Annotated in this window: 19 protein-coding genes; 12 read left to right on the forward strand and 7 right to left on the reverse strand. The window is 37.1% G+C overall.

Annotated elements, in window-relative coordinates:
- The first annotated feature begins 143 nt into the window (after nucleotides 1-143).
- On the forward strand, nucleotides 144-1643 hold the full coding sequence (gene guaB, locus ACFIMU_RS04400; RefSeq protein WP_375606757.1) for an IMP dehydrogenase: 1500 nt from the start codon (nucleotides 144-146) through the stop codon (nucleotides 1641-1643).
- A 176-nt stretch (nucleotides 1644-1819) separates the two neighbouring features.
- Here guaB and ACFIMU_RS04405 read toward each other — a convergent pair whose 3' ends face one another.
- A complete protein-coding gene (locus tag ACFIMU_RS04405; RefSeq protein WP_273722522.1) occupies nucleotides 1820-1966 on the reverse strand; it encodes a hypothetical protein in 147 nt (48 codons plus the stop codon).
- A 513-nt stretch (nucleotides 1967-2479) separates the two neighbouring features.
- Between ACFIMU_RS04405 and ACFIMU_RS04410 the strand changes: the two genes are divergently transcribed.
- The 7 genes from ACFIMU_RS04410 to ACFIMU_RS04440 all read left to right on the forward strand — a co-directional run bounded on the left by ACFIMU_RS04410 (nucleotide 2480) and on the right by ACFIMU_RS04440 (nucleotide 11545).
- The gene (locus ACFIMU_RS04410) at nucleotides 2480-3766 is read left to right on the forward strand and encodes an RsmB/NOP family class I SAM-dependent RNA methyltransferase (protein WP_375696855.1); all 1287 of its coding nucleotides are present in this window, start codon (nucleotides 2480-2482) and stop codon (nucleotides 3764-3766) included.
- Nucleotides 3767-3898: 132 nt separating this feature from the next.
- Entirely contained in the window at nucleotides 3899-5455 is a 1557-nt protein-coding gene (gene guaA, locus ACFIMU_RS04415) for a glutamine-hydrolyzing GMP synthase (RefSeq protein WP_375608103.1), read from the forward strand.
- A gap of 170 nt (nucleotides 5456-5625) precedes the next feature.
- Nucleotides 5626-6348 (forward strand): glycerophosphodiester phosphodiesterase, encoded by a 723-nt coding sequence (locus tag ACFIMU_RS04420; protein WP_375696856.1) that lies wholly within the window; start codon nucleotides 5626-5628, stop codon nucleotides 6346-6348.
- Between the two features lie 971 nt (nucleotides 6349-7319).
- Nucleotides 7320-8654: a sn-glycerol-3-phosphate ABC transporter substrate-binding protein UgpB gene (gene ugpB / locus ACFIMU_RS04425; protein ID WP_375606760.1), complete on the forward strand. Its 1335-nt coding sequence runs from the start codon at nucleotides 7320-7322 to the stop codon at nucleotides 8652-8654.
- A gap of 95 nt (nucleotides 8655-8749) precedes the next feature.
- Nucleotides 8750-9634, forward strand: a complete 885-nt coding sequence (gene ugpA / locus ACFIMU_RS04430; protein WP_375606761.1) for a sn-glycerol-3-phosphate ABC transporter permease UgpA — start codon at nucleotides 8750-8752, stop codon at nucleotides 9632-9634.
- 10 nt (nucleotides 9635-9644) lie between these two features.
- A complete protein-coding gene (ugpE, locus tag ACFIMU_RS04435; RefSeq protein WP_375606762.1) occupies nucleotides 9645-10496 on the forward strand; it encodes a sn-glycerol-3-phosphate ABC transporter permease UgpE in 852 nt (283 codons plus the stop codon).
- Nucleotides 10497-10498: 2 nt separating this feature from the next.
- Nucleotides 10499-11545 (forward strand): sn-glycerol-3-phosphate import ATP-binding protein UgpC, encoded by a 1047-nt coding sequence (locus tag ACFIMU_RS04440; RefSeq protein ID WP_375606763.1) that lies wholly within the window; start codon nucleotides 10499-10501, stop codon nucleotides 11543-11545.
- A 1926-nt stretch (nucleotides 11546-13471) separates the two neighbouring features.
- Here ACFIMU_RS04440 and ACFIMU_RS04445 read toward each other — a convergent pair.
- Genes ACFIMU_RS04445 through ACFIMU_RS04455 form a run of 3 tightly spaced genes read right to left on the reverse strand, consistent with a single transcriptional unit; the run spans nucleotide 13472 to nucleotide 16025 of the window.
- Nucleotides 13472-14386, reverse strand: coding sequence for a metal ABC transporter solute-binding protein, Zn/Mn family (locus ACFIMU_RS04445; protein ID WP_375606764.1), 915 nt, complete (start codon nucleotides 14384-14386; stop codon nucleotides 13472-13474).
- Between the two features lie 10 nt (nucleotides 14387-14396).
- On the reverse strand, nucleotides 14397-15266 hold the full coding sequence (locus ACFIMU_RS04450) for a metal ABC transporter permease (protein ID WP_375606765.1): 870 nt from the start codon (nucleotides 15264-15266) through the stop codon (nucleotides 14397-14399).
- Between the two features lie 3 nt (nucleotides 15267-15269).
- The gene (locus ACFIMU_RS04455; RefSeq protein WP_375686599.1) at nucleotides 15270-16025 is read right to left on the reverse strand and encodes an ABC transporter ATP-binding protein; all 756 of its coding nucleotides are present in this window, start codon (nucleotides 16023-16025) and stop codon (nucleotides 15270-15272) included.
- Between the two features lie 680 nt (nucleotides 16026-16705).
- On the opposite strand from ACFIMU_RS04455, the gene nrdH reads away from it, so the two are divergent.
- Genes nrdH through nrdF form a run of 4 tightly spaced genes read left to right on the forward strand, consistent with a single transcriptional unit; the run spans nucleotide 16706 to nucleotide 20446 of the window.
- A complete protein-coding gene (gene nrdH / locus ACFIMU_RS04460; RefSeq protein WP_005774163.1) occupies nucleotides 16706-16930 on the forward strand; it encodes a glutaredoxin-like protein NrdH in 225 nt (74 codons plus the stop codon).
- Nucleotides 16930-17328 (forward strand): class Ib ribonucleoside-diphosphate reductase assembly flavoprotein NrdI, encoded by a 399-nt coding sequence (gene nrdI, locus ACFIMU_RS04465; protein WP_375606767.1) that lies wholly within the window; start codon nucleotides 16930-16932, stop codon nucleotides 17326-17328. The genes nrdH and nrdI overlap by 1 nt, the downstream gene beginning before the upstream one ends.
- The gene (gene nrdE / locus ACFIMU_RS04470) at nucleotides 17310-19460 is read left to right on the forward strand and encodes a class 1b ribonucleoside-diphosphate reductase subunit alpha (protein WP_375606768.1); all 2151 of its coding nucleotides are present in this window, start codon (nucleotides 17310-17312) and stop codon (nucleotides 19458-19460) included. The genes nrdI and nrdE overlap by 19 nt, the downstream gene beginning before the upstream one ends.
- A gap of 11 nt (nucleotides 19461-19471) precedes the next feature.
- Nucleotides 19472-20446, forward strand: coding sequence for a class 1b ribonucleoside-diphosphate reductase subunit beta (nrdF, locus tag ACFIMU_RS04475; protein ID WP_273722534.1), 975 nt, complete (start codon nucleotides 19472-19474; stop codon nucleotides 20444-20446).
- Here nrdF and prmC read toward each other — a convergent pair.
- From prmC to ACFIMU_RS04490, 3 genes are all read right to left on the reverse strand, one after another.
- The gene (gene prmC, locus ACFIMU_RS04480) at nucleotides 20443-21309 is read right to left on the reverse strand and encodes a peptide chain release factor N(5)-glutamine methyltransferase (RefSeq protein WP_375695729.1); all 867 of its coding nucleotides are present in this window, start codon (nucleotides 21307-21309) and stop codon (nucleotides 20443-20445) included. The genes nrdF and prmC overlap by 4 nt on opposite strands.
- Nucleotides 21306-22382 carry a peptide chain release factor 1 gene (gene prfA, locus ACFIMU_RS04485; RefSeq protein ID WP_375606770.1) on the reverse strand — a complete coding sequence of 359 codons (1077 nt, stop codon included), beginning with the start codon at nucleotides 22380-22382 and terminating at the stop codon, nucleotides 21306-21308. Before prfA ends, prmC begins: the two co-directional genes overlap by 4 nt.
- 222 nt (nucleotides 22383-22604) lie before the next feature.
- A complete protein-coding gene (locus ACFIMU_RS04490; RefSeq protein WP_375606771.1) occupies nucleotides 22605-23024 on the reverse strand; it encodes a Fur family transcriptional regulator in 420 nt (139 codons plus the stop codon).
- Nucleotides 23025-23026: the final 2 nt, after the last annotated feature.

Consider the following 23026-nt stretch of genomic DNA (forward strand, 5'->3'; position numbering starts at 1 on the left):
ATAAACCACACTTAAAAAAAATATTTATTTTTCTTTTCATTTTGTTTGTAGCATGGCATAATTTTTTGCCAATCTACCATGTATGAGAACCGCAGTTGTAGTTTAAAGCTTCTTGCGGTGTTTTATTATAAAAGGAATTTGATATGGCAAAGATTGTTGAAACGGGGACAGGTGCATTGGCACTAACTTTTGATGATGTACTTTTACAACCCGGTCATTCTCTTGTTATGCCTAGTCAAGTGGATCTCAGTACGCGCATTGCAGCGGATATTAAGCTCAATTTGCCATTGCTTTCTGCGGCAATGGATACGGTAACAGAATCGCGTTTGGCAATTGCTATGGCTCAAGCTGGTGGTCTTGGGGTTATTCATCGTAATATGTCTCCTGCAGAGCAGGCAGAAGAAGTTCGCCAAGTAAAAAAGTTTGAATCTGGTATGGTTGTTAATCCAGTCACAATTGGACCAGATTCAACACTTGAAGAAGCAAAATCTTTGATGCGCTCTCATGGTATTTCCGGTATTCCGGTTGTTGAAAATGGTGCTAAAGGTGAAACTGCTGGACGGCTTGTTGGCATTTTAACCAATAGGGATGTGCGTTTTGCATCGGATCCCAAACAAAAAATTTATGAATTAATGACGCATGAAAATTTAATTACAGTGCGTGAAAATGTTCAACTCAATGAAGCGAAGTATCTTTTACACCATCATCGTATTGAAAAATTATTAGTTGTGGATGAACAGAATCGCTGTGTCGGACTGATAACAGTTAAGGATATCGAAAAAGCGAAATTAAATCCGAATGCTGCTAAAGATTCTCAAGGGCGCTTGCGTGCTGCAGCGGCTAGTAGTGTTGGGAATGATGGGATTGAGCGTGCTGAACGTCTCATTGACGCAGGCGTTGATGTTCTGGTCATTGATACAGCACATGGACATTCTCAACGTGTGTTAGAAACTGTTGAACGAATTAAAAAGATGACTTCCTCTCCAGCTGTTATTGCTGGGAATGTGGCGACTGCTCAAGCAACGCAGGCATTGATTGACAGTGGTGCAGATGCGGTAAAAGTTGGAATTGGTCCTGGCTCTATTTGCACAACGCGTATAGTTGCTGGTGTCGGAGTACCTCAACTTGCAGCCATTATGAATGCTGCAGAAGCTGCTGAAAAAGCGGACATTCCCATAATTGCAGATGGTGGGATCAAAGCTTCGGGTGATTTTGCTAAAGCTTTAGCGGGTGGGGCTTGTGCAGCGATGATTGGTTCTCTTTTAGCAGGTACAGAAGAAAGTCCTGGAGAAGTTTATCTTTATCAAGGTCGATCTTTTAAAGCCTATCGCGGTATGGGATCTGTTGGTGCTATGGCACGAGGATCGGCTGATCGCTATTTTCAAGATGACGTTCGTGATGAACTTAAGTTGGTTCCTGAAGGTGTGGAGGGGCAGGTGGCTTATAAAGGTCCTATAGCATCAGTTCTACATCAGCTTGCTGGTGGACTTCGCGCTTCGATGGGGTATGTTGGGGCAAAAGATCTCGTAGAGTTTCGTGAAAAAGCAACGTTTGTTCGTATTACGAATGCAGGACTCCATGAAAGTCATACGCATGATGTTTCTATCACTCGGGAGAGTCCAAACTATCGTGGGCCTGTTTGAAGAAATAAGAGTCTAGCATCATATTGCATAAATATAAAATCTTCCGAGAACAAAAAAGAGAGGCTGTTCTTCTTTCTGTTTGTGATTTGGAATAAAATCCTAAAAGGAAAGAATTAGAGACTAAAACTCTAATTCTTTCTTCTAGACTATGTGAAATAAGTTATATACAATTAGAATTAACTTTTTGTTGTCTTCCGTCCAGTCTTTGACGCACGTTGGCGAGTGTTTGTCTGATCACTTTGGACGGATTTCTTTCCGTTGTTTGAGGGCATTGTATTATGACGGCTTTTAGATGAAGTTGTTTTTCCATTATTATAAGTCATTATTTTCTCCTTTTAAATTTCCTGGCAGTTGCCAGTAGAGTAAAAACGGTCATGCCAAATAGTGGTTCCAAGCATTTTCTAAAAAGTTAATTTTTTGATGAGTGTCAGATGAACTTGTTTAATTTTATGAAAATATTTTTTCTATTTTTTCAGAAGGATAGCCATCAAAAGATGGGAGATATTTGCTTTTTCTGTTATTCAGATAATCTTCGTAAATTTTATTTTACACAATGATAGAGAGGTTGTTTTTTGCATAATGCATGGCGGAAATAAGTTCTTTATGGATGGCTACGTATCTTTTAGTATAAGAGGTAGAAGGATAAAAAGGAAATGGGCAAAACGATAAAGGGAGAAATCTAGATACTCTAAATTGGGTTTTATAAAAAGTTTGATCAGATAATTTTAATATTGAATGTAAATTTTTATGGCTTTGAGAAGGTTTCATTGGCAAGAAGAAGATAATATTATTTTTTTAGATGATTTAAAATTTTATTATTTTAATGGGAGAAATGAGTGCGATTAGGTGGGCGTTTGCAAGCAGCAATAGATATTCTCAAAGAGATAGAAATGAAGCATCGCCCAGTAGGAGAAGCTTTAAAGGATTGGGGTCTTTCTCATCGCTTTGCTGGAGCAGGTGATCGTGCAGCCATTGGTACAATCGTTTATGATGTTTTAAGACGACGTTATTCTTTACAATGGCGTATGGAGAGTGATGATATCCGAGATATCGTTTTTGGTGCCTTATTAGATTCTGGAAAAATGACGCTGGAGCAAATTGACGGTGAGTTGGCAGAAGATCGGTTTGCACCGCAGTTATTAGGGGCTAAACAGCGTAAATCGTGGCAAGGTCAGCAATTAGTGGATGCTCCAGACTATATTCGTGGTGATATTCCGCAATGGTGTCAAGCGCATCTGCGTCCTTTATTTGGTGATAATTGGATCACTGAAGCGGCTGCGTTAGCAACGCGTCCTTCTTTAGACCTACGGGTAAATAACCTAAAGGCAACACCAGAAAAGGTGCTGAAAGAATTAGCAAAAACCAAACTTAAATCTTTTCCATGGTTTGGGCAAGCTTTAAGAATTGCACCGATTGAAAAGTTTAATCGTCATCCCAATGTTCAAGTGGAACCAGCTTTTCAAAAAGGATACTTTGAAATACAGGATTTAGGATCTCAAATTGTTGCTCATCTTGTAGAAGCGCAAGAAAGCATGCAAGTATTAGATTATTGTGCAGGTGCTGGTGGAAAGACATTAGCTTTAGCTTCTGATATGAAAAATCGTGGGCAAATTTATGCTTATGATTCTGATAAAGCACGCCTAGCTCCTATTTTTGATCGTCTTCGACGCGCTGGTGTTCGTAATGTCCAAGTACGAGCACAAAAAGAAGAATTGAAGCCATTAATAGGCCAGATGGATAGAGTTCTACTAGATGCACCCTGTAGTGGGACAGGAACATGGCGTCGTCGTCCAGATGCGAAATGGCGTTTAACATTAGAACAGGTGAAACAACGCCAAACAGAACAGAGGGATATTTTGAATGAAGCGATAGCTTATCTTAAGCCAAATGGGCGCCTAATCTATATTACCTGTTCTCTTTTTACAGATGAAAATGAGGAACAAATTTCCCATTTCCTTCAACAACATTCTCATTTTTCTCCAATAGATATGCCAGCGCTTTGGCAGAAACATTTTAGTTTTTCTCCTGTGCAACCAGTTTTTTCAAATTATGGACTTACTTTGTCGCCGGCCACAACACAAACAGATGGGTTCTTTTTATCTGTGTTGCAAAAAAAACATTGATCCATATTTTTACACTTTTTATCATAAACTTTACGAGAATAATCTTTTTCTTAAGAAAACAGGCTTGTGAAAAGAGAAAGATTGAATCATAACTCTCATGAGTTTTCTTTTACAATTGTTGATTGGTTTTCTATGAGCATATCACATCCAGACACTGTTCTTATTATTGACTTTGGTTCACAAGTTACACAACTTATTGCACGAAGGGTACGAGCAATGGGAGTGTATTGTGAAATTACTCCTTTTCAATTGGCTTTAGAAGCTGTGCGCCGCATAAATCCTAAAGCTATTATTTTATCAGGGAGTCCTTATTCCGTTATTGATGAGGGCTCTCCGCGTGCTCCAATGGAAATTTTTGAGGCGGGTGTTCCGATTCTGGGTATTTGCTATGGTGAACAAGTCATGTGTATTCAGCTTGGAGGAAAGGTTGAAGCTGGACATGAGCGTGAATTTGGGCGCGCTTTTTTGGAAGTTCAAGAAGAGAGTGCCCTTTTTGGTGGAGTGTGGGAAAAAGGTTCTCGTTATCAAGTATGGATGAGCCATGGTGACCGTGTGGCAGCTTTACCAGAAGGTTTTCGTGTCATAGGAACCTCAAAAGGTGCTCCCTATGCGGCTATTGCTGATGAGAAAAGGCATTTTTATGCGGTACAGTTTCATCCTGAAGTTATCCATACACCAGATGGTACAAAACTTTTGCAAAATTTTGTTCATAAGATCTCTGCTATTAAAGGTAATTGGTCAATGGCTTCTTATCGTGAGCAGGCAATTGCGACAATACGACAAACAGTTGGGAAAAGTCGTGTGATTTGTGGTCTTTCAGGGGGAGTGGATTCATCTGTTGTAGCGGTACTCCTTCATGAAGCCATAGGAGATCAACTGACATGTATTTTGGTAGACCATGGGCTGATGCGCAAGAATGAAGCTGAAGAAGTTCTCACGCTCTTTCGTGATCACTATAATATAGAGCTTATTCACGTTAATGCTGCTGATGTGTTTCTTAATGCTTTAAAAGGTGAGACAGATCCAGAAAAAAAACGCAAAACAATTGGTCGCCTTTTTATTGAAGTTTTTGAAGAAGAAACGAAAAAAATAGGAGGTGCAGAGTTTTTAGCACAAGGAACACTTTATCCAGATGTCATTGAGAGTGTGTCTGCTATTGGTGAAACGGTAACCATTAAAAGCCATCATAATGTGGGTGGACTACCAGAACAGATGAAGATGAAACTTGTAGAACCGTTGCGTGAGCTCTTTAAGGATGAAGTTCGCTCGCTAGGGCGAGAGTTAGGGCTACCGGAGCAGTTTATTGGTCGCCATCCTTTTCCAGGTCCCGGCCTTGCAATTCGGTGTCCAGGTGCTGTAACACGTGAAAAATTAGAAATTTTACGCGAAGCAGATGCTATTTATCTTGAGGAAATCCGTAAGGCCGGACTTTATGATGAAATTTGGCAAGCTTTTGCTGTTCTTCTTCCAGTTCAAACTGTTGGTGTTATGGGGGATGATCGCACTTATGAATTTGTTTGTGCTCTTCGCGCTGTCACATCTGTAGATGGAATGACCGCTGATTTTTATCCCTATGATATGGCATTTTTAAGTAAGACAGCAGCACGTATTATTAATGAAGTTAGAGGAATTAATCGTGTTGTGTATGATGTAACCTCAAAGCCTCCTGGTACCATTGAATGGGAATAATTGAAATGAAGGATAAGCCTTTTTCAGAATAAAATATGACTGAGGGTTTGATATTCAGAAAAATGTAGAAAAAATATTTAAAAATTATTGTGCATTTTCATGTTGATATAAGTCTTTATCTGAAAATCTGTACGTCAATATATTGAAAAGTGAGAAGTATGAAATTTTGCATGTCTGAGAAAAAAATTGTTGCACACCGTGGAGGAGCTCATCTTTATCCTGAAAATACCCTTTCGGCATTTAATAATGCTATAGCGTTAGGTGTTGATGAAGTTGAATGCGACGTTCATTTGCTAAAAAGCGGTGAGGTGGTTGTCTTTCACGATTTTCATCTAGACCAATTGGTTGGCAAAAAGGGATATATTCACGACATTGATAATGAAACACGCAAACAACTCTGCGTGAAAGGTAGCCGAGAAGCACCTCCTTTATTAGAAGAGGTGCTTGATCTTCTAGCACCAACGAATGTTGCGTTACATATTGAAATCAAAACATGTGGTGAAGTGGAGCGTGAAACAATATTATCTCAAAAAGCGCTTGCGCTCATAAAAAGCCGCAATTTAACAGAACGGGTTTCTGCAATTAGTTTTGATCCTTTAGTTCTTCGTCCTTTTATTGAGGCAGGAATACCATCTGGTCCATGTGTTGATAATTTTGAAGGTGATATGCACCGTCATTTTTCTGAATGGAAACAATTGGGGTATACTGATCTAAGTTTAAATGGCTCTATTGTTACACAGGATTTTATTGAATCAGCTCTTGAGGCTGATTTTATTGTAGGGGTATGGACAATTAATGGAAAAGCTCGGTTATCACATTGGCTTGATATGTCTGTACATTATATTACGACAGATCAACCTGATCTTGCATTGACATTGCGAGCACAAAGGTAAAAAATATATACCTTATAAAAGAAATCCTTGTACCTTCATAAAGCGAGCTTAATGGAAGAAAACAAGAAATATTTTTTTACACGTAACAATAACACATTAATTTATAATGATAATTAATAGTTTTTCATGTTGAATGAGAATTCTTAACATATAAGGTTTTTTCATTTCAAATCTTTTTACAATGGATCAATCAAAATCATTCACTTGCACATTACAAGTAGGCTTGGTGTGTGGATAAATATCTCGTGAGAAAAGAATAAAAATTTTCATTTAAACATTCTCAAATGCAAGACTTGTTGAAGCATGAGGGTTCATAGAGTGGTGCTGTTTTTCACTTTTTGAAGCATAAGAATGATGGCGTGCAAAAAGTTTTATACACTTTAGTGGAGGGACTTTAATATTCCATTTTATAGAAGCTATCATGAGATATAGATGTATTGAAAGATTTTTTAACAGCATGAAAATTTTGTAAGACAAAGCCGTTTTGTTTTGCATGAAGGGCATGACCCCATTATCAGGGAAGGAGGCCATTAAATACTTTAAAATAATTTTCTTCATTTTAAGAAAAAGTCTATTTATCTCTTTGTTCAATGTAGTATCAACACCGTTTTAAGGCATAAATCGAAAGTTATAAGACAAATAACAAAATAATAAACAACTCTTTTTTTAAAAAGTAAGTTCAAATATTACAATAGTCATTGAATAACATTTACGATATATATCTTTTTACCTATTTCCTTGTTTATTTAAACCTTCTCATTTTTTAAATATTTACAATCGAATGACTCATGAATACATAAGAAAGCTTATAAAAGAAAACGAATAAATCTAAACAAATTCATTTGACCTTTTGGTGGTTCCTGTTTAAATGATCCAGCATATTTTTATAATAAAATCGGCATGGCATGTTCATGTGTGATACTATAAATTTAGGGGTAGTTTGTATTCCATCACTTCAGAAAGGGTGAATCATGAGTCGTTTTTATCTTTCCATAGTAGCTACGGTTGCTATCATAATAACAACAGCGGGAATAACAGAAGGTTTCGCGCAGACAAAAATTAGCTTTTGGCATTCTATGAGTGGTGAACTAGGAAAGGAAACTGAAAGTCTCATTAACGATTTTAATGCGAGTCAATCTGAATATAAAGTTATTCCTTCATATCGCGGTGAGTATGAAGAGGGTTTGATTTCACTCATTGCAGCATTTCGTGGAAAGAAACAGCCGGTGCTCGCTCAAATTTATGACGTTGGTACTGGAACTATGATGGCAGCAAAAGGCGCAATCTATCCATTTTATCAACTTATGGCTGATACAAAACAAGAGTTCGATCCTACAGATTATTTTCCTGCTATTAGTGGCTATTACTCCGATGAACAGGGGCGTATGGTTTCTATGCCATTCAATATTTCAACACCAATCCTTTATTATAACAAAGATATCTTTAAAAAAGCAGGGCTTGATCCAGAACAGCCTCCTAAAACGTGGCAAGATATAGAAGATTTTTCCAAAAAAATTCTTGAAACTAAAGCGGCAACGTGTGGTTTTACAATGACTTATGCAGCTCAATGGATTGGTATAGAAAACTTTTCAGCGTTGCATAATGTTCCTTTTGGAACGAAGGAAAATGGCTTTAAAGGATTTGATTCAGAACTTACATTTAATGGACCTTTACAAGTGCGTATGTGGGCTGACTTGAAAAAGTGGTCTGATCAAGGTATTTTCCGCTATGGTGGTCCTGCTGGCGCATTAGATTCAACACCAATGTTTATGGCACAAAATTGTGCAATTTTAATGCAATCTTCAGGATCATATGCTGGAATTGTTTCTGAAGCTCAGTTTAATGTGGGGGTTGGTATGCTACCATACTATAAGGATGCAGAAGGAGCGCCGCAAAATTCAGTTATTGGGGGAGCTTCTATTTGGGCGTTTAAGGGACATACTCCAAAGGAATATGCAGGGGCAGCCGCTTTTCTTAAATTTCTTTCAAAAACAGAAAATCAAGCAAGGTGGCATCAAGAAACAGGTTATCTTCCAACCACAAAAGCGACTTATGAATTAAGCAAAAAACAACATTTCTATGAAAAAACGCCAGGTGCTGATATAGCTATTAAACAGATCAATCTTAATCCTCCAACAGTTAATTCGAAAGGTATAAGATTTGGTAATTTACCACAAATCCGTACTATTCTTGATCAAGAGTTGGAAGCTGTTCTTCGTGGTTCAAAAACACCGAAAGATGGTTTAGATGAAACCGTTAAACGTGGAAATAAACTCTTGCGTGAATTTGAAAAATCCAATCATTAATTTCGTTTTATTGTTAAACATTAAAGACTCAACAAAAATCGTTGAGTCCTTTTTGTTTATCTTTTTAAAGTCTCTACATTTAAAGAGCCCTACGAATGCAAGAAAAGCATGCATATTTTAAAAATAGTCTCCTTTCTTACGGGTTGCTTTTTCCTCAGCTCCTTGTGACTTTTTTGTTTTTCTTTTGGCCTGCTGCTCAGGCAATAAAATCATCCTTTGAACGCGAAGATCCTTTTGGCTTTACAACAACTTTTATTGGTCTTGAAAATTATATAACCGTTCTTTCTGATCCTACTTATCGGCAATCGCTTCTTACAACCGCAGTATTTTCCATCTCAGTTACTGTCGCTTCAATGACAATATCACTTCTCTTAGCTGTCTGTGTTGATCGTGTCATCCGTGCAAAAAAGGCTTATACAATGCTTTTGCTCTGGCCCTATGCTGTTGCTCCAGTATTGGCCGGTATATTATGGTTGTTTATCTTTCATCCCACTATTGGGATTATCCCTTTTCTTCTCGAAAAAATAGGGGTTTTATGGAATTATCGTATTAATGGCACTCAAGCGATGCTTCTTATTGTCATTGCGGCTAGCTGGAAACAGATTTCTTACAATTTTCTCTTTTTTCTTACAGGTCTTCAGTCTGTTCCGCGTTCTCAAATAGAAGCAGCCGCCATTGATGGTGCTGGTCCCTTTAAACGATTTTGGACTGTGATCTTCCCACAAATTTCACCAACGACGTTTTTCCTTCTTATTGTCAATGTCAATTATGTTATGTTTGATACTTTTGGTATTATTGATAATACAACTTCTGGAGGTCCTGCGCGTGCAACGAGCATCCTCGTCTATAAAGTATATGATGATGGCTTTAGAAATCAAATAATCGGTGCATCGGCAGCACAATCAACACTATTGATGTTGATGGTTATTGTCTTAACGTTTATCCAGTTTCGCTGGATTGAGCGCCGTGTACAATATTAGGAAACAAATTATGGTTGAAAATCGCCCTGTTTTGAAAGTTATAACCCATATAACGCTCATTGTTGGTATTATCATTATTTGCTTTCCAGTTTATGTTGCTATCATTGCATCAACTCATAGTTCAGCAGCATTTACCTCAGGAACACTTCCTCTTTTGCCTGGGAAATATGCTCTGGAAAATTATAAAACAATCTTTGGTGATGGCCTTGCACAGCTGGGTTTGCCCAACCTCTGGCCACTTTTAATGAATTCATTCATTATGGCTCTTGGGATTAGTATTGGAAAAATTATTATTTCACTTTTGTCTGCTTATGCAATTATTTACATGCGCTTTCCCTTCCGAAAAACTGCTTTTGTTCTTATTTTTGTTACATTGATGCTCCCTGTCGAAGTTCGTATTCTTCCAACCTATGAGATTGTTGCAAAATTGGGGATGGTTAATACCTATAGTGGAATGATTATTCCACTTATTGCATCTGCAACCGCTACATTTTTATTTCGCCAGTTTTTTTTGACTGTTCCAGATGAACTCTTAGAGGCGGCACGTGTTGATGGTGCAGGTCCAGTTAAATTTTTTAAGGATATTCTTCTTCCTCTTAGTAAAAGTAATATCGCTGCTTTATTTATCATTATGTTCATTTATGGATGGATACAATATCTCTGGCCTCTTATCATCACAACGGATCAAAATCATCAAACGATCCTTATTATTTTAAAACAGCTTATTGTCGAATCACTTCAACATGATCCTCAATGGAATATACTCATGGCAGTATCGGTTGTTGCCATGGTTCCCCCTGTTCTTGTTGTTATCTTCATGCAGCGGCTTTTTATCAAAGGCCTTATTGAAACGGAGAAGTAATTGTGGCCATAATCCAGTTATCAAATATAAAAAAACAGTATGACAACGGCATTCTGGTCATTGATGATTTAAACTTAACTATTGCCGATAAAGAGCTTCTTGTTCTTGTCGGTCCTTCAGGGTGTGGAAAATCAACCTTATTACGTATTATAGCAGGACTTGAACAAGTCACCTCAGGTGAATTATGCATTGATAACGAACGTATCAATGATCGTGAACCAGCTGATCGTGATATTGCTATGGTTTTTCAAAATTATGCCCTTTATCCCCATATGACAGTTCGTGGAAACTTAGAATATGGTCTTAAAAATCGTAAAACTCCTAAAGAAGAAATTAAAAAACGTATCGCACATGCTGCAAAGCTTTTGGAGATAGAACCATTTCTTGATCGTAAACCACGACAATTATCAGGAGGACAACGTCAGCGTGTTGCAATGGGGCGTGTGATTGTACGTCAACCCCGTGTTTTTCTCTTTGATGAACCTCTTTCAAATCTTGATGCAAAATTACGGGCGCAAATGTGTATTGAAATAAAAACACTACAGCGTTCATTAGGAACAACGAGCCTCTATGTTACCCATGATCAACTAGAAGCTATGACATTAGCTGATAGAATAGTGGTTTTGAATAAAGGAGCTATCGAGCAAATTGGAACACCAATGGAAATTTACGATACTCCAGCAACAACATTTGTTGCTGATTTCATTGGTTCTCCTCCTATGAATTTTCTTGATCGCCATGTCTTAGAACAACATTTAGGGCATTCATTTTCTTATGGCGAAGAAACTGATCTTTTAGCCTTCAGACCTGAGATCATCTTATTGGGCGAACATCCAGACAAAGGGCCTGTCTTTCACACAAAAATTGAGCTTATCAAGCCTATTGGAACAGGTTGCCATGTTTTAACGCGTTGGAATGGTAGCATCTTTACGATTGAAATAAAAGAACGCTTGACACACGACTATGGTCAAAAACTAAGTTTCACAGTTGCTCATCAGAATTTTCATACTTTTAATAAAAACACAGGAAAGCGCACAAATAATAAGTAAGCATTAATTGATGTGATACGACTCTCTTTTATGCTGCGTCATGATAATGGTGTGTTTTGACTTGCTCAATTACATTTACAAACTCAGGTTGTAACCGATGGGATTAAAAACAAAATTTTAACAGTTTTGGTAATGATCCATTGTTCCGTGGCGCTGAGAATGTCAAAACATTTATATGAAGAAATTTTACATTTTCATGGTCTATAAGAAGAATATAATTTTCAAACATCATTTTCATTATAAAAAAATATCAATATAGAATAAATCTTTATTAACCAATTTTTACTCATTTATAATTTTGTTATAAAAAACAACATATTATCATATGTTTATTGATGTAATAATTTATGTGTATTATAAAAGTAAATGAGAGAAATAGAGAGAAAAAATGAGTCATAGATAAGGGAGGATGCGCCCCATATCTGAGCTTTGATCGCTAACATAAGAAGTCTATTTGATCCATAAAATACGACGCTGTTCTAAATAGTCTCTACGAGAATAGGCGCATTCTATTTTACTGCTGGCCATATGATCTAAAATAGTTTCAGAGCTCCTATAAGAAGCATTTGTTTTTTTACCAATCACATAAATTAGAGAGAAACCTATGCGCGCATGCTGCAAGTTTATTTTTTCTCATGTAAATCACTATGTAATTCTCAGCAAGGGTATCTGATAAGTTGCAAAAAATCACTGAGAGATAGAAGGTGTGCTTATTTTAGAATTTTCATTGCTTTTAGCGATAAAAGCAGATGAAATACATCTGTAACATCTCATCGATCTTTCTATATTCTTGAGTTAAAAATTGCCTATAGATCATTCTAAAACAGATCTTTATGAATATAACATAAGGGATTGGTGCGAACACCTATAAGAATCAGTAGGGACAAAGGCAGTTATATTATTGTTTTGCAAAGCATTTTATAAAAGCTGGTATATTTTTTCAATATATTGCCAGTCTATTAATGGTTTTATGATATTATTTTCTTATAAAGCGCGTGATTTTTTGTTGCTTATAAATCAACCTAAACTTTATACAGCAGTATGTTTGAGACAAATATGAAGACGGTTCAGTGCTGTATTCAGTTTTGTATGCTAAAGTAGAATAAGCTTATCTGCTTTGTGTAATTTCTAAAATGAGGAGACAGCTTAATTTAGGCAGAATATGAAAGCATCAAATAAAAAATAGATTTTATCTTTAGCCTCATCTTTTAATTTAGTATTGCGATTTTCAAAAACATCTAAGCCAATGTCTCTTACATAATGGCGATTAAGCATTGCCGAGCACATTTTTTTACGTTCGTTGAATAAAATTGCATCTCTCATACAAAACAGAATACCTAAACAGAAGGCTGTTGGGTTGCCAATTTACGCACTTTTTTAAAAAAATATCTTGCTAGGTTGTTCAAACTATTTTTTCACGCAGTCGTTTATAAATAGTATAACATAAAATCCATTGTGTATTGCCATCTTTATGCGTATAAAAATACAAGCTTGGGCCATCATCATACTCTCTTTCAGTCTCCAACATTGCAACAATTATTGTGTTGAGACTCTTCATAAGAGGCATTTTTTCTTCAAGTGGTTTTTATTCATACACAATTCTACTTGCATGTTATAAATGAAGTTGGATAGATAAAAATACTTTAAGAAAGAGACACAAAATTCTTCTTATGAATCTTTCAAGTGTCGAGAGTTATTGTAAAAGAAGCATTGAAAAATAGAATGCTACTGCTAATAGTTTGGGCACCATGAGGCAATAAATCTACTTACTTTATCTATCTTAGAATCTATAGAGTATAAATTTCTCTGTAAAAGTAACTTTATTTCATATCAATGTTATCAATTATAGCTGTTGGGGCATCATTAGTAACATAACCATAGACTTACGATTTTATGAACTCTTTTTTATCTCTTTTATAGAAGATCTTAATGTTTTGTGATAGCATCAATGATGGTATTCACATTATGTTCCATCATATCGAGATAAGTTGCTGCAGGGCCATTTTTGTTTGACAATGCATCAGAATAAAGTGTTCCACCAATTGTTAAACCTGTTTCTTTTGCAATCTGTTTTATGAGACGAGGATTAGAGATATTTTCAACGAATAGGGCCGTTGCTTTATTCGCTTTAATTTGTTTAATAAGCTTGGCTACATCGGCTGCGGTTGCTTCAGTTTCTGTTGAAGCACTTTGAGGAGCAAGGATAGTAAAACCATATTCCTTGGCAAAATAGCCAAAGGCATCATGAGATGTGATAATGATACGTTTATCTTTAGGAATGGTAGCAATTTTTGTTTTCAGGGTATCTTGTGCTATTTTAAGTTTTTGGATGTAGGTTTCGGCATTTTTTTTGTAGCTGGTGCAGGATTGTGGATCAATTTTACAAAAAGCAGCAGCAATATTCTTCACATAGATTTCAACATTGGGAATTGTTTGCCAAGCGTGTGGGTCAATAACGCTGTGATGATGGGCATTATGTTCTTGTTTTTTCATTTCGAGAGGGGGTATATTATCACTAACTTTGACAAGAAGTGCTTTTGTACCGCTTGCTGTGATAAGGCGGTCAATGAACCCCTCTAAATGAAGTCCGTTGATGAAAATAATTTGAGCATTTCTAAGAGCTTGAGCATCATGAGGGGTAGGTTCATAAGTGTGGGTATTCGCATTGGGACCTACAAAAGTGGTCATAGAGATATGGTTGTCTCCTACATTTTTTATGAGATCTGCAAGAATGGAAAAGCTCGCAACAACTTTGATTTTATTGTGTGCAGAAGCAGAAAATGGAGAAAGGGCAAGCAATAAAGCTCCAAGAAGAACAAATTTTTGAGCAAATTTAGGCACGTTTTTTTCCTTAAAGTGAGGAGGTATAAAAGAGGTGGGGAAACCATGCTACAATAAAGCCACGTGGACTTATCAAACAGGAAACAAGATAAATAAATCCTGCGGTAATGATGATAGCAGGGCCGGAGGGAAGTGAAAGATGAAAAGAAAGAAGGAGACCACCTACGCTAGAAATGATTCCAAAAAGAGTGGAAAGCGCGCAAATAGGGCCTAGCCGTGAAAACCAAAAACGGGCTGTAATGGCTGGAATCATCATAATGCCAACGGAAAGTAATGTTCCTAGTGATTGAAAGCCTCCAACTAGATTCAGCACCACAAGTCCAAGCAATGAAATATGAATATATTTACTCAATGGAGAGAGTGATTTAAAAAAGAGGGGGTCAAAGCTTTCTAAAACGAGTGCACGCCAAAAAATACAAAGGCTGCATAGTGTAATCAGCATTATAGTAGTGATTAACCAAAGGGCTTGTGCATCAAGTGCAAGAACCGATCCGAATAAGAGATGAAGCAGCTCAATAGTTGAGTCTTTCAGTGAGATAATAATAACACCTGCCGCGAGTGCAATAAGATAAAAGACGGTCATGGATGCATCTTCTTTCTGAAAGCTGTTTCGTGAAATCAAAATGGTTGCTAAAGCAACAATAATGCCAGCAAAAATACCACCAAGTGTCATAGATATAAGGGAGAAGCCACAAATGAGAAAAGCAGTTGCAACACCAGGAAGAATGGCATGAGAGATAGCATCTCCTGTCAAACTCATTCCACGGAGCATCAAAAACACACCAACAGGACAAGCACTAATAGAGAGAAGAATAGAGCCGATAAGAGCGTTTTGCATAAATTGGAAATCAACAAAGGGGGCAAGAAAAAATGCATACACGTCTTATAACCTAAGAAAGAGAGGATCATTAATGAGAAGATTTTGTTTTTGTTGTGCGCTAATAGGGAAAGAATTGGATGTGAGAGGTGGCATAACGTGATGAAGGGTGTTGTTTAAAAACTGTGTTGTTTCTCCATAAAAGGCGTTTTGTTGATCAATTTGAATCATTTGGGGAAAAAATTCTTGCACGATGAGAGGGTTATGGAGTGCTGTGAGAATTGTGCGTCCTTGCTGTTGCCAGTATGTGATCAGTGCAAGAAGGTCTTTTTGGGTATTATGATCTACACCATTGAAAGGTTCATCAAGCAAAATAATATTGGCATCTTGTACAATGATACGTGCAAAAAGAGCGCGTTGTAATTGCCCACCTGATAATGTTTCAAGCGAACGGGTGGCAAGTGCTGAGAGTCCAACCATTTCAAGCGCATTCTGAATCTTAGAATCATAAGGGCGTTGGTTTTTCCATAATCCACAAAAAGACCACAGTCCTGTTTTTACAAGCGTTTTCACATCAATTGGAAATGTTTGATCTACATGACATTGCTGAGCAAGATAAGCAATGCGGCTTTTTTTTGGTTTTGTAATTTTTCCTTTAAGAGGTTTAATCAATCCGGCGATGGCTTTTAGCAGTGTCGATTTTCCAGCGCCATTATCACCTGTTATTGCAACCAATGAACCAGCTTTTAACTTTGCTGAAAAGTTCTTTATTGCTATTCTATTCCTATAGCCTAATGTTGTCTTATTGAAGTGCAGATCCATATTTTTTACCATCGTTGCTTATTATTTTGGAAACTATGTAATAATATAACGTTTGTCAACAAAATGTTATATTATTACATAGTTTTGAGTACTGAAAATTTTAGTGGGAAGATCGTGGAAAATTAAAAATAATAATTGAATTCACCTTGACGAAAGAGAGAGAGTATATACTATATATAGTATCAAAATGATTGGTGATTCTAAATAAGCACAAGAGAGGGTGTTAGTGTGTTTCGTTTGGTATCTAAGTTATTTCCATTATTGTAAAGAGTTTATTGGCCAAAGGTATAGCAGTATTTTTACTGAAGAATCTCTTTTGGAAGGATTCCCTTTCGTTTTTGTAATTGATTTTTGCCGTAAAAGAGTAAACAGAGCTCTTGAAAAACGGTAGTTTAGAACGTTAGTTTTTTAGACAGCAGGAGGGAATTGTAATGCAAGCAAAAGATTGTTTTATAACTAGGGGGCTTTGCCATTTAAGTTGTAGAATAATCGCTTATTCTCATCATAGTTTTTGAAGTTATTTGATGAGGAATTCTGTTATGTTTAAGAAGCTGTGTATTATTTGAAAATAACCACATGTTTTGCTTACAATTTCTGTTTTTTGTTATTCTTGAGTACCTATAAAATTATTAGATTGACCTTTCAGGGTTGATTGTTTGGAATTGTGAAAGTTGAAGAAAATGTCGATCACTATTTATAGTAAACCATCTTGTGTCCAATGTGATGCTACACGCCGCGCTTTTGATGCAAAAGGCATTCATTATCGTGTTGTTGATATTTCCTGTGATGAACAAGCATATAGTTTTGTTCAATCTCTGGGGTATCGTCAGGTTCCTGTCGTTGTTTGTGGTGAAAATCATTGGTCTGGTTTTAGACCAGATATGATTAGTGGTCTTTGTGCTTAATGGGGCTTATTGTTTATTATTCGAGTGCAACGGGTAATACAGAACATTTTGTCTCGCAGCTTGGTCAACGACTCTTCAAAATTGATAAAAAAAAGCCTTCTGCATTGGTTGGTGAACCTTATGTATTGGTTGTTCCTACATATGCAGATGGCGAAGGAAGAGGGGCCGTGCCAAAGGCCGTTGTCCAGTTTCTTAATGAATCTGAGAACCGAAAATTAATTTGTGGTGTTATTGGCGGTGGGAATCGTAATTTTGGTCGCTATTATAATTTAGCAAGTAAAATTATTGCTGAAAAATGTTGTGTCCCTTGCCTTTATCGTTTTGAGCTGCGTGGAACTGATGAAGATGTTATTTATGTAAAAAAGGGATTGGAAAGATTTTGGAAACAATTGGTATAGGACAATCGCAGAAATCGGATCAGGTTACTGATTATCATGCGTTGAATGCAATGCTTAATCTTTATGATGAAAATGGTCATATTCAATTTGATATGGATCGGCTTGCTGCGCGGCAATATTTTCTTCAGCATGTTAATCAAAATACAGTTTTTTTTCATAACTTGAAGGAAAAAATAGATTACTTAATAGAAGAAGGTTATTATGAAAAAGCTTTGTTTGAGCTTTATGATTTTTCGTTTATTAAAAAGCTTTTTAAACGTGCTTATGCATTTAAATTTCGTTTTCCTACCTTTTTAGGCGCGTTTAAGTATTATACCAGCTATACACTGAAGACTTTTGATGGGAAACGTTATCTTGAACGTTATGAAGATCGCGTCTGTCTTGTAGCTTTATATTTGGCACAAGGGAATAAAGCTCTTGCGGAAAGTTTTGTGGATGAAATTATTACAGGACGTTTTCAACCAGCAACGCCGACATTTCTAAATGCTGGCAAAAAACAACGTGGTGAATTGGTTTCGTGTTTTTTGCTACGTGTTGAAGATAATATGGAATCGATAGGTCGTTCGGTTAATTCGGCTTTGCAGCTTTCAAAACGTGGTGGAGGTGTGGCGCTTTGTTTGACCAATTTGCGGGAAGCTGGAGCGCCAATTAAGCAAATAGAAAATCAGTCCTCAGGTGTTTTACCGGTGATGAAACTCTTGGAAGATTCTTTTTCTTACGCCAATCAGCTTGGGGCACGACAGGGGGCTGGAGCTGTTTATTTGCATGCTCATCATTTAGATATTATGAAGTTTTTGGATACAAAGCGTGAAAATGCTGATGAAAAAGTTAGAATCAAAACGCTTTCGCTTGGTGTCGTTATTCCTGATATTACTTTTGAGCTTGCACGGAATAATGAGGATATGTATCTCTTCTCATCGTATGACATTGAGCGTGTTACAGGTAAACCCTTTAGCGATATTTCTTTAACGGAGCATTATCGATCCTTTGTTGATAATGCAAAGATTCGTAAAAAGAAAATAAGTGCACGCGTTTTTTTCCAGACACTAGCGGAAATTCAATTCGAGTCGGGTTATCCCTATATTTTATTTGAGGATACTGCTAATCGATCGAATCCGATAGCTGGGCGCATAAGTATGAGCAATTTATGTTCAGAAATTTTGCAGGTGAGTGAGGCGAGTGAACTGGAGACAGATTTAACGTATCGCACGATTGGAAGTGACATATCCTGTAATCTTGGATCCATGAATATTGCCAAAGCAATGGAAAGTCCTGATTTTGGACAGACCGTAGAATCTGCTGTTCGTGCTCTGACTGCTGTTTCGGATATGAGCAATATTGCTTGTGTACCTTCCATTGCGAAAGGCAATGCCGAAAGTCATGCGATTGGTTTGGGACAAATGAATTTGCATGGGTTTCTAGCGCGTGAGCAGATTTATTATGGATCTCCAGAAGCGATTGATTTTACCAATATCTACTTTTATATTGTGACATATCACGCCATACGTGCTTCCAATTTAATTGCGCGCGAACGTCAAGAAATATTTGCAGGGTTTGAAAAATCAGCTTATGCAGATGGGCGTTTTTTCGAAAAATATATTGAAAAAGAATGGAAACCGCAATTTGCGCTTGTACAAGAGCTTTTTGCACGGAACAATATTGTTATTCCAAGTCAAAATGATTGGCAGGAACTCAAAGATTTAGTTGTTGAGTATGGGTTGTATAATCGCAATCTACAGGCTGTTCCACCCACGGGATCTATTTCCTATATTAATCATGCTACTTCTTCTATTCATCCAATTGCTTCAAAAATTGAAATTCGCAAAGAGGGAAAAATTGGGCGCGTTTATTATCCCGCTCCTTATATGGATAATACGAATTTGAATTTTTACCAAGATGCTTATGAGATTGGGCCTGAAAAAATTATAGATACCTATGCTGTTGCAACACAGCATGTTGATCAAGGTCTTTCATTAACATTATTTTTTCCCGATACAGCGACCACACGTGATATTAACCGCGCACAAATTTATGCTTGGAAAAAGGGTATCAAGAGTATTTATTATGTACGATTACGGCAAGTAGCATTAAGTGGAACAGAAGTAGATGGCTGTGTTTCGTGCAGTTTATAGGAGATCATCATATGACAAAGATTACAACCAAAAATCCTGTTGTGTGTGCTGTTAATTGGAATAGATTACATGATGAGAAAGATCTTGAAGTATGGAACCGCTTAACTGGGAATTTTTGGTTACCTGAGAAGGTTCCACTTTCCAATGACATTCCCTCATGGTCAAGCTTAACGGATGAAGAACGTAAATTAACGATTCGTGTTTTTACAGGACTAACGCTTTTAGATACAATTCAAAACACTGTAGGAGCCATTTCGCTTCTGGCTGATGCGATAACAGAGCATGAGGAGGCGGTTTTGACGAATATTGCGTTTATGGAAGCGGTTCATGCACGTTCTTATTCCTCTATTTTTTCAACCCTTTGCTCGACCGTAGAAGTTGATGATGCATTTAGATGGTCGGAAGAAAATATTCATTTGCAGAAAAAGGCTAGATTAGTACTTGAACGTTATGAAGCAAATGATCCACTCAAGAAAAAAATTGCTTCTACTTTACTGGAAAGCTTTTTATTTTATTCTGGTTTTTATTTGCCCATGTATTGGGCCAGTCGCGCTAAGTTAACCAATACAGCAGATCTCATTCGACTGATCATTCGTGATGAAGCGGTTCACGGTTATTATATAGGTTATAAATTCCAATTGGGCTTTGCAAAGCTTGATGAAGCCAAAAGACAAGAAATTAAAGATTTTGCTTTTAACCTGCTCTTTGACCTTTATAACATCGAGTGCAAATATACTGAAGATCTTTATGATGCACTTGGATTGACGGAAGATGTTAAAATTTTTCTTCATTATAATGCTAACAAGGCTTTAATGAATTTAGGTTTTGAAGCTCTTTTCCCCCCTGAGGTTTGTCGTGTTAATCCCGCTATTTTGGCAGCTTTATCACCAAACTCTGACGAAAATCATGACTTTTTTTCAGGGGCTGGTTCTTCTTATGTCATTGGCAAGGCGGTTGCTACCACGGATGATGATTGGGAATTTTAATGTTTGCATGCAAATAGAAGTGCGCGGGGTATTCCACTGAGGTCTTTGCGCATTTCTAAGCATTGAAAGCCATTTGTTTCAAACAAATTGCAAACTTCTTTTTCTTGAGAGTAACCAATTTCAACAGCGATAGTGCCGTTTTCTTTTAAGTAGTTGGCTGCTTCATGGGCGAGCTTACGATAAAAATCAAGACCATCTTTTCCACCGATAAGAGCGCGCAATGGATCATGTAAGCGCACTTCTTTTGCAAGTTTTTTGATATCTTTTGCGGGGATATAAGGTGGATTGGAAACAATGAAATCAAAGCGACCAGTGACAGAATTAAACCAATCGCTAAGAAGAGGTGTGAAGCGATGTATTACTTCAGCATTTTTTGCATTTTTTGTCGCTGTTTTAAGGGCATCTTCAGAAATATCGACAGCGACTGCATAGGATTGTGGAATGTGTTTAAGAATGGCAATGGCAATGGCGCCACTTCCTGTCCCCATATCAAGGAGTGTTATTTTTCTCGAATTTTTGACATATTTTTTGAGGAAAGGGAGAACAAGATCTATCAACGTTTCTGTATCAGGACGGGGTTCTAACGTCTCTTGAGACAAAGCGAAGGATATGCCATAAAATTCTCGTTCTCCTATAATACGGTAGACGGGTTCGCCTGCAATCCGCCGTTGGACAGCCTGTTCTATTTGTGTAATGTGCTCAGAAGATAGAGGTATATCTGGTTGAGAAATTCTTTCAGCAGCATTTATTCCTGTTATCCATTCAATGAGTATTTTCGCATCGAGATTGGCTTCAGAAATTCCTTTCATGCGCAATTTTTCTTGAGTTTGTTGGATGACATTTTTGAAAGAATATTTGTTCAATTATTGTCCATTTCCATCAGGAGTGCTGTTTGGTGATCTGAGATGAGTGCATGAATAAGCTCATCAAGATCTCCTTCCAATATGCGATCAAGCTTATACAGGGTCAGATTAATACGGTGATCCGTGATGCGTCCTTGTGGAAAATTATAGGTACGAATACGTTCTGAACGATCACCAGAACCAACTTGGCTCTTACGGGAAGCTGAACGTTCATTTTCCGCTTTTTGTCGTTCGATATCGAATAAGCGTGCCCGTAAAATTTGAAGGGCTCGTGCTCTGTTTTGATGTTGTGATTTTTCTGCTTGTACGACCATAATTCCTGTTGGAATATGCGTGATACGAACAGCTGAATCCGTTGTATTAACATGCTGTCCTCCTGCTCCAGATGCACGCATTGTGTCGATACGAATATCTTCAGGACGAATATCAATATCAATATCTTCAGCCTCTGGAAGTACAGCAACGGTAGCAGCAGATGTATGGATACGTCCACCTGTCTCTGTTTCAGGGATGCGTTGCACACGATGGACACCTGATTCATATTTCAATTTAGAAAAGACACCTTTTCCTGAAATGCTAGCAATAATCTCTTTATATCCGCCAACTTCCCCCTCACTGAGTGAAATAACTTCTACTTTCCAATGGTGAGCATGGGCATAACGTTCATACATGCGAAAAAGATCACCGGAAAAAAGTGCTGCTTCTGATCCACCCGTTCCTGCTCGAATTTCAATAATAGCGCTTTTTTCATCAGCAACATCTTTAGGCAAAAGCAGAATCTGGAGTTCTTTTTCAAATTGCTCTCCTTTTTTATATAACGATGGTAGCTCTTCCTGGGCAAGGTTACGCATCTCTATATCTGTTTGTTTATCGTTGATAATCGCTTCTAATTCTGTAATCTCTCCGTAAAGAGCATTTAATGCGCGTATAGAGGTAATAACGGGTTGTAGTTCTGCATATTCAGAAGCTAATTTGACATATGTTTCAGCATTTGGATTTGTTGTCATTTGGCTTTCAATTATTTCAAAGCGCTTTTCAAGCTGTTTCATACGATCTTGTGGCAAAGAAACCATGATAATATTGGCCTAATTTTTCATAATACAATTTTTATAATATTTTTTTGCAATGATTTTTTGTGATAATATCGGCAATGAATTACCGTATAGCATCATACAAAAAGAGGTAATAAAGCAATTCTTTTTTTTTGCCAATGAAAACTATTATATTTTAAAGGTAAATTTTTATAAAATTTGATTTGCCTGAGGTATTTTATCTAATGATATATAATCATTTTTTTAAGAGTTTTTTTTTCCGTAAAGTTCAAGGCGATGATGAATAATATCATAGCCAAGGGATTTTGCAATTTCCTCTTGCAGCTTTTCAATAACATCAGAATGAAACTCGATAACTTGTCCTGTTTCTATATCAATAAGATGATCATGATGTTGCCCATCTGCTTGCTCAAAACGAGATGGACCACCACTAAAGCTATGGCGATGAATTGTTCCATTTCCTTCTAATATTTTCATGGTTCGATAAACCGTTGAGAGTGAAATATTCGAATCTATTTTGTTTGCACGCTGAAAAATTTCAAATGCATTGGGATGATCATTTGTATCCGTCAAAATATCAAGAATAACACGTCGTTGACGTGTTACTCTTAAACCAGCTGTGCGCAATTCTTGCTCATAATTTCGCTTTTTATTCATTTGCATAG

Source organism: Bartonella sp. AC70YNML, assembly GCF_042196545.1.
GTDB lineage: Bacteria > Pseudomonadota > Alphaproteobacteria > Rhizobiales > Rhizobiaceae > Bartonella.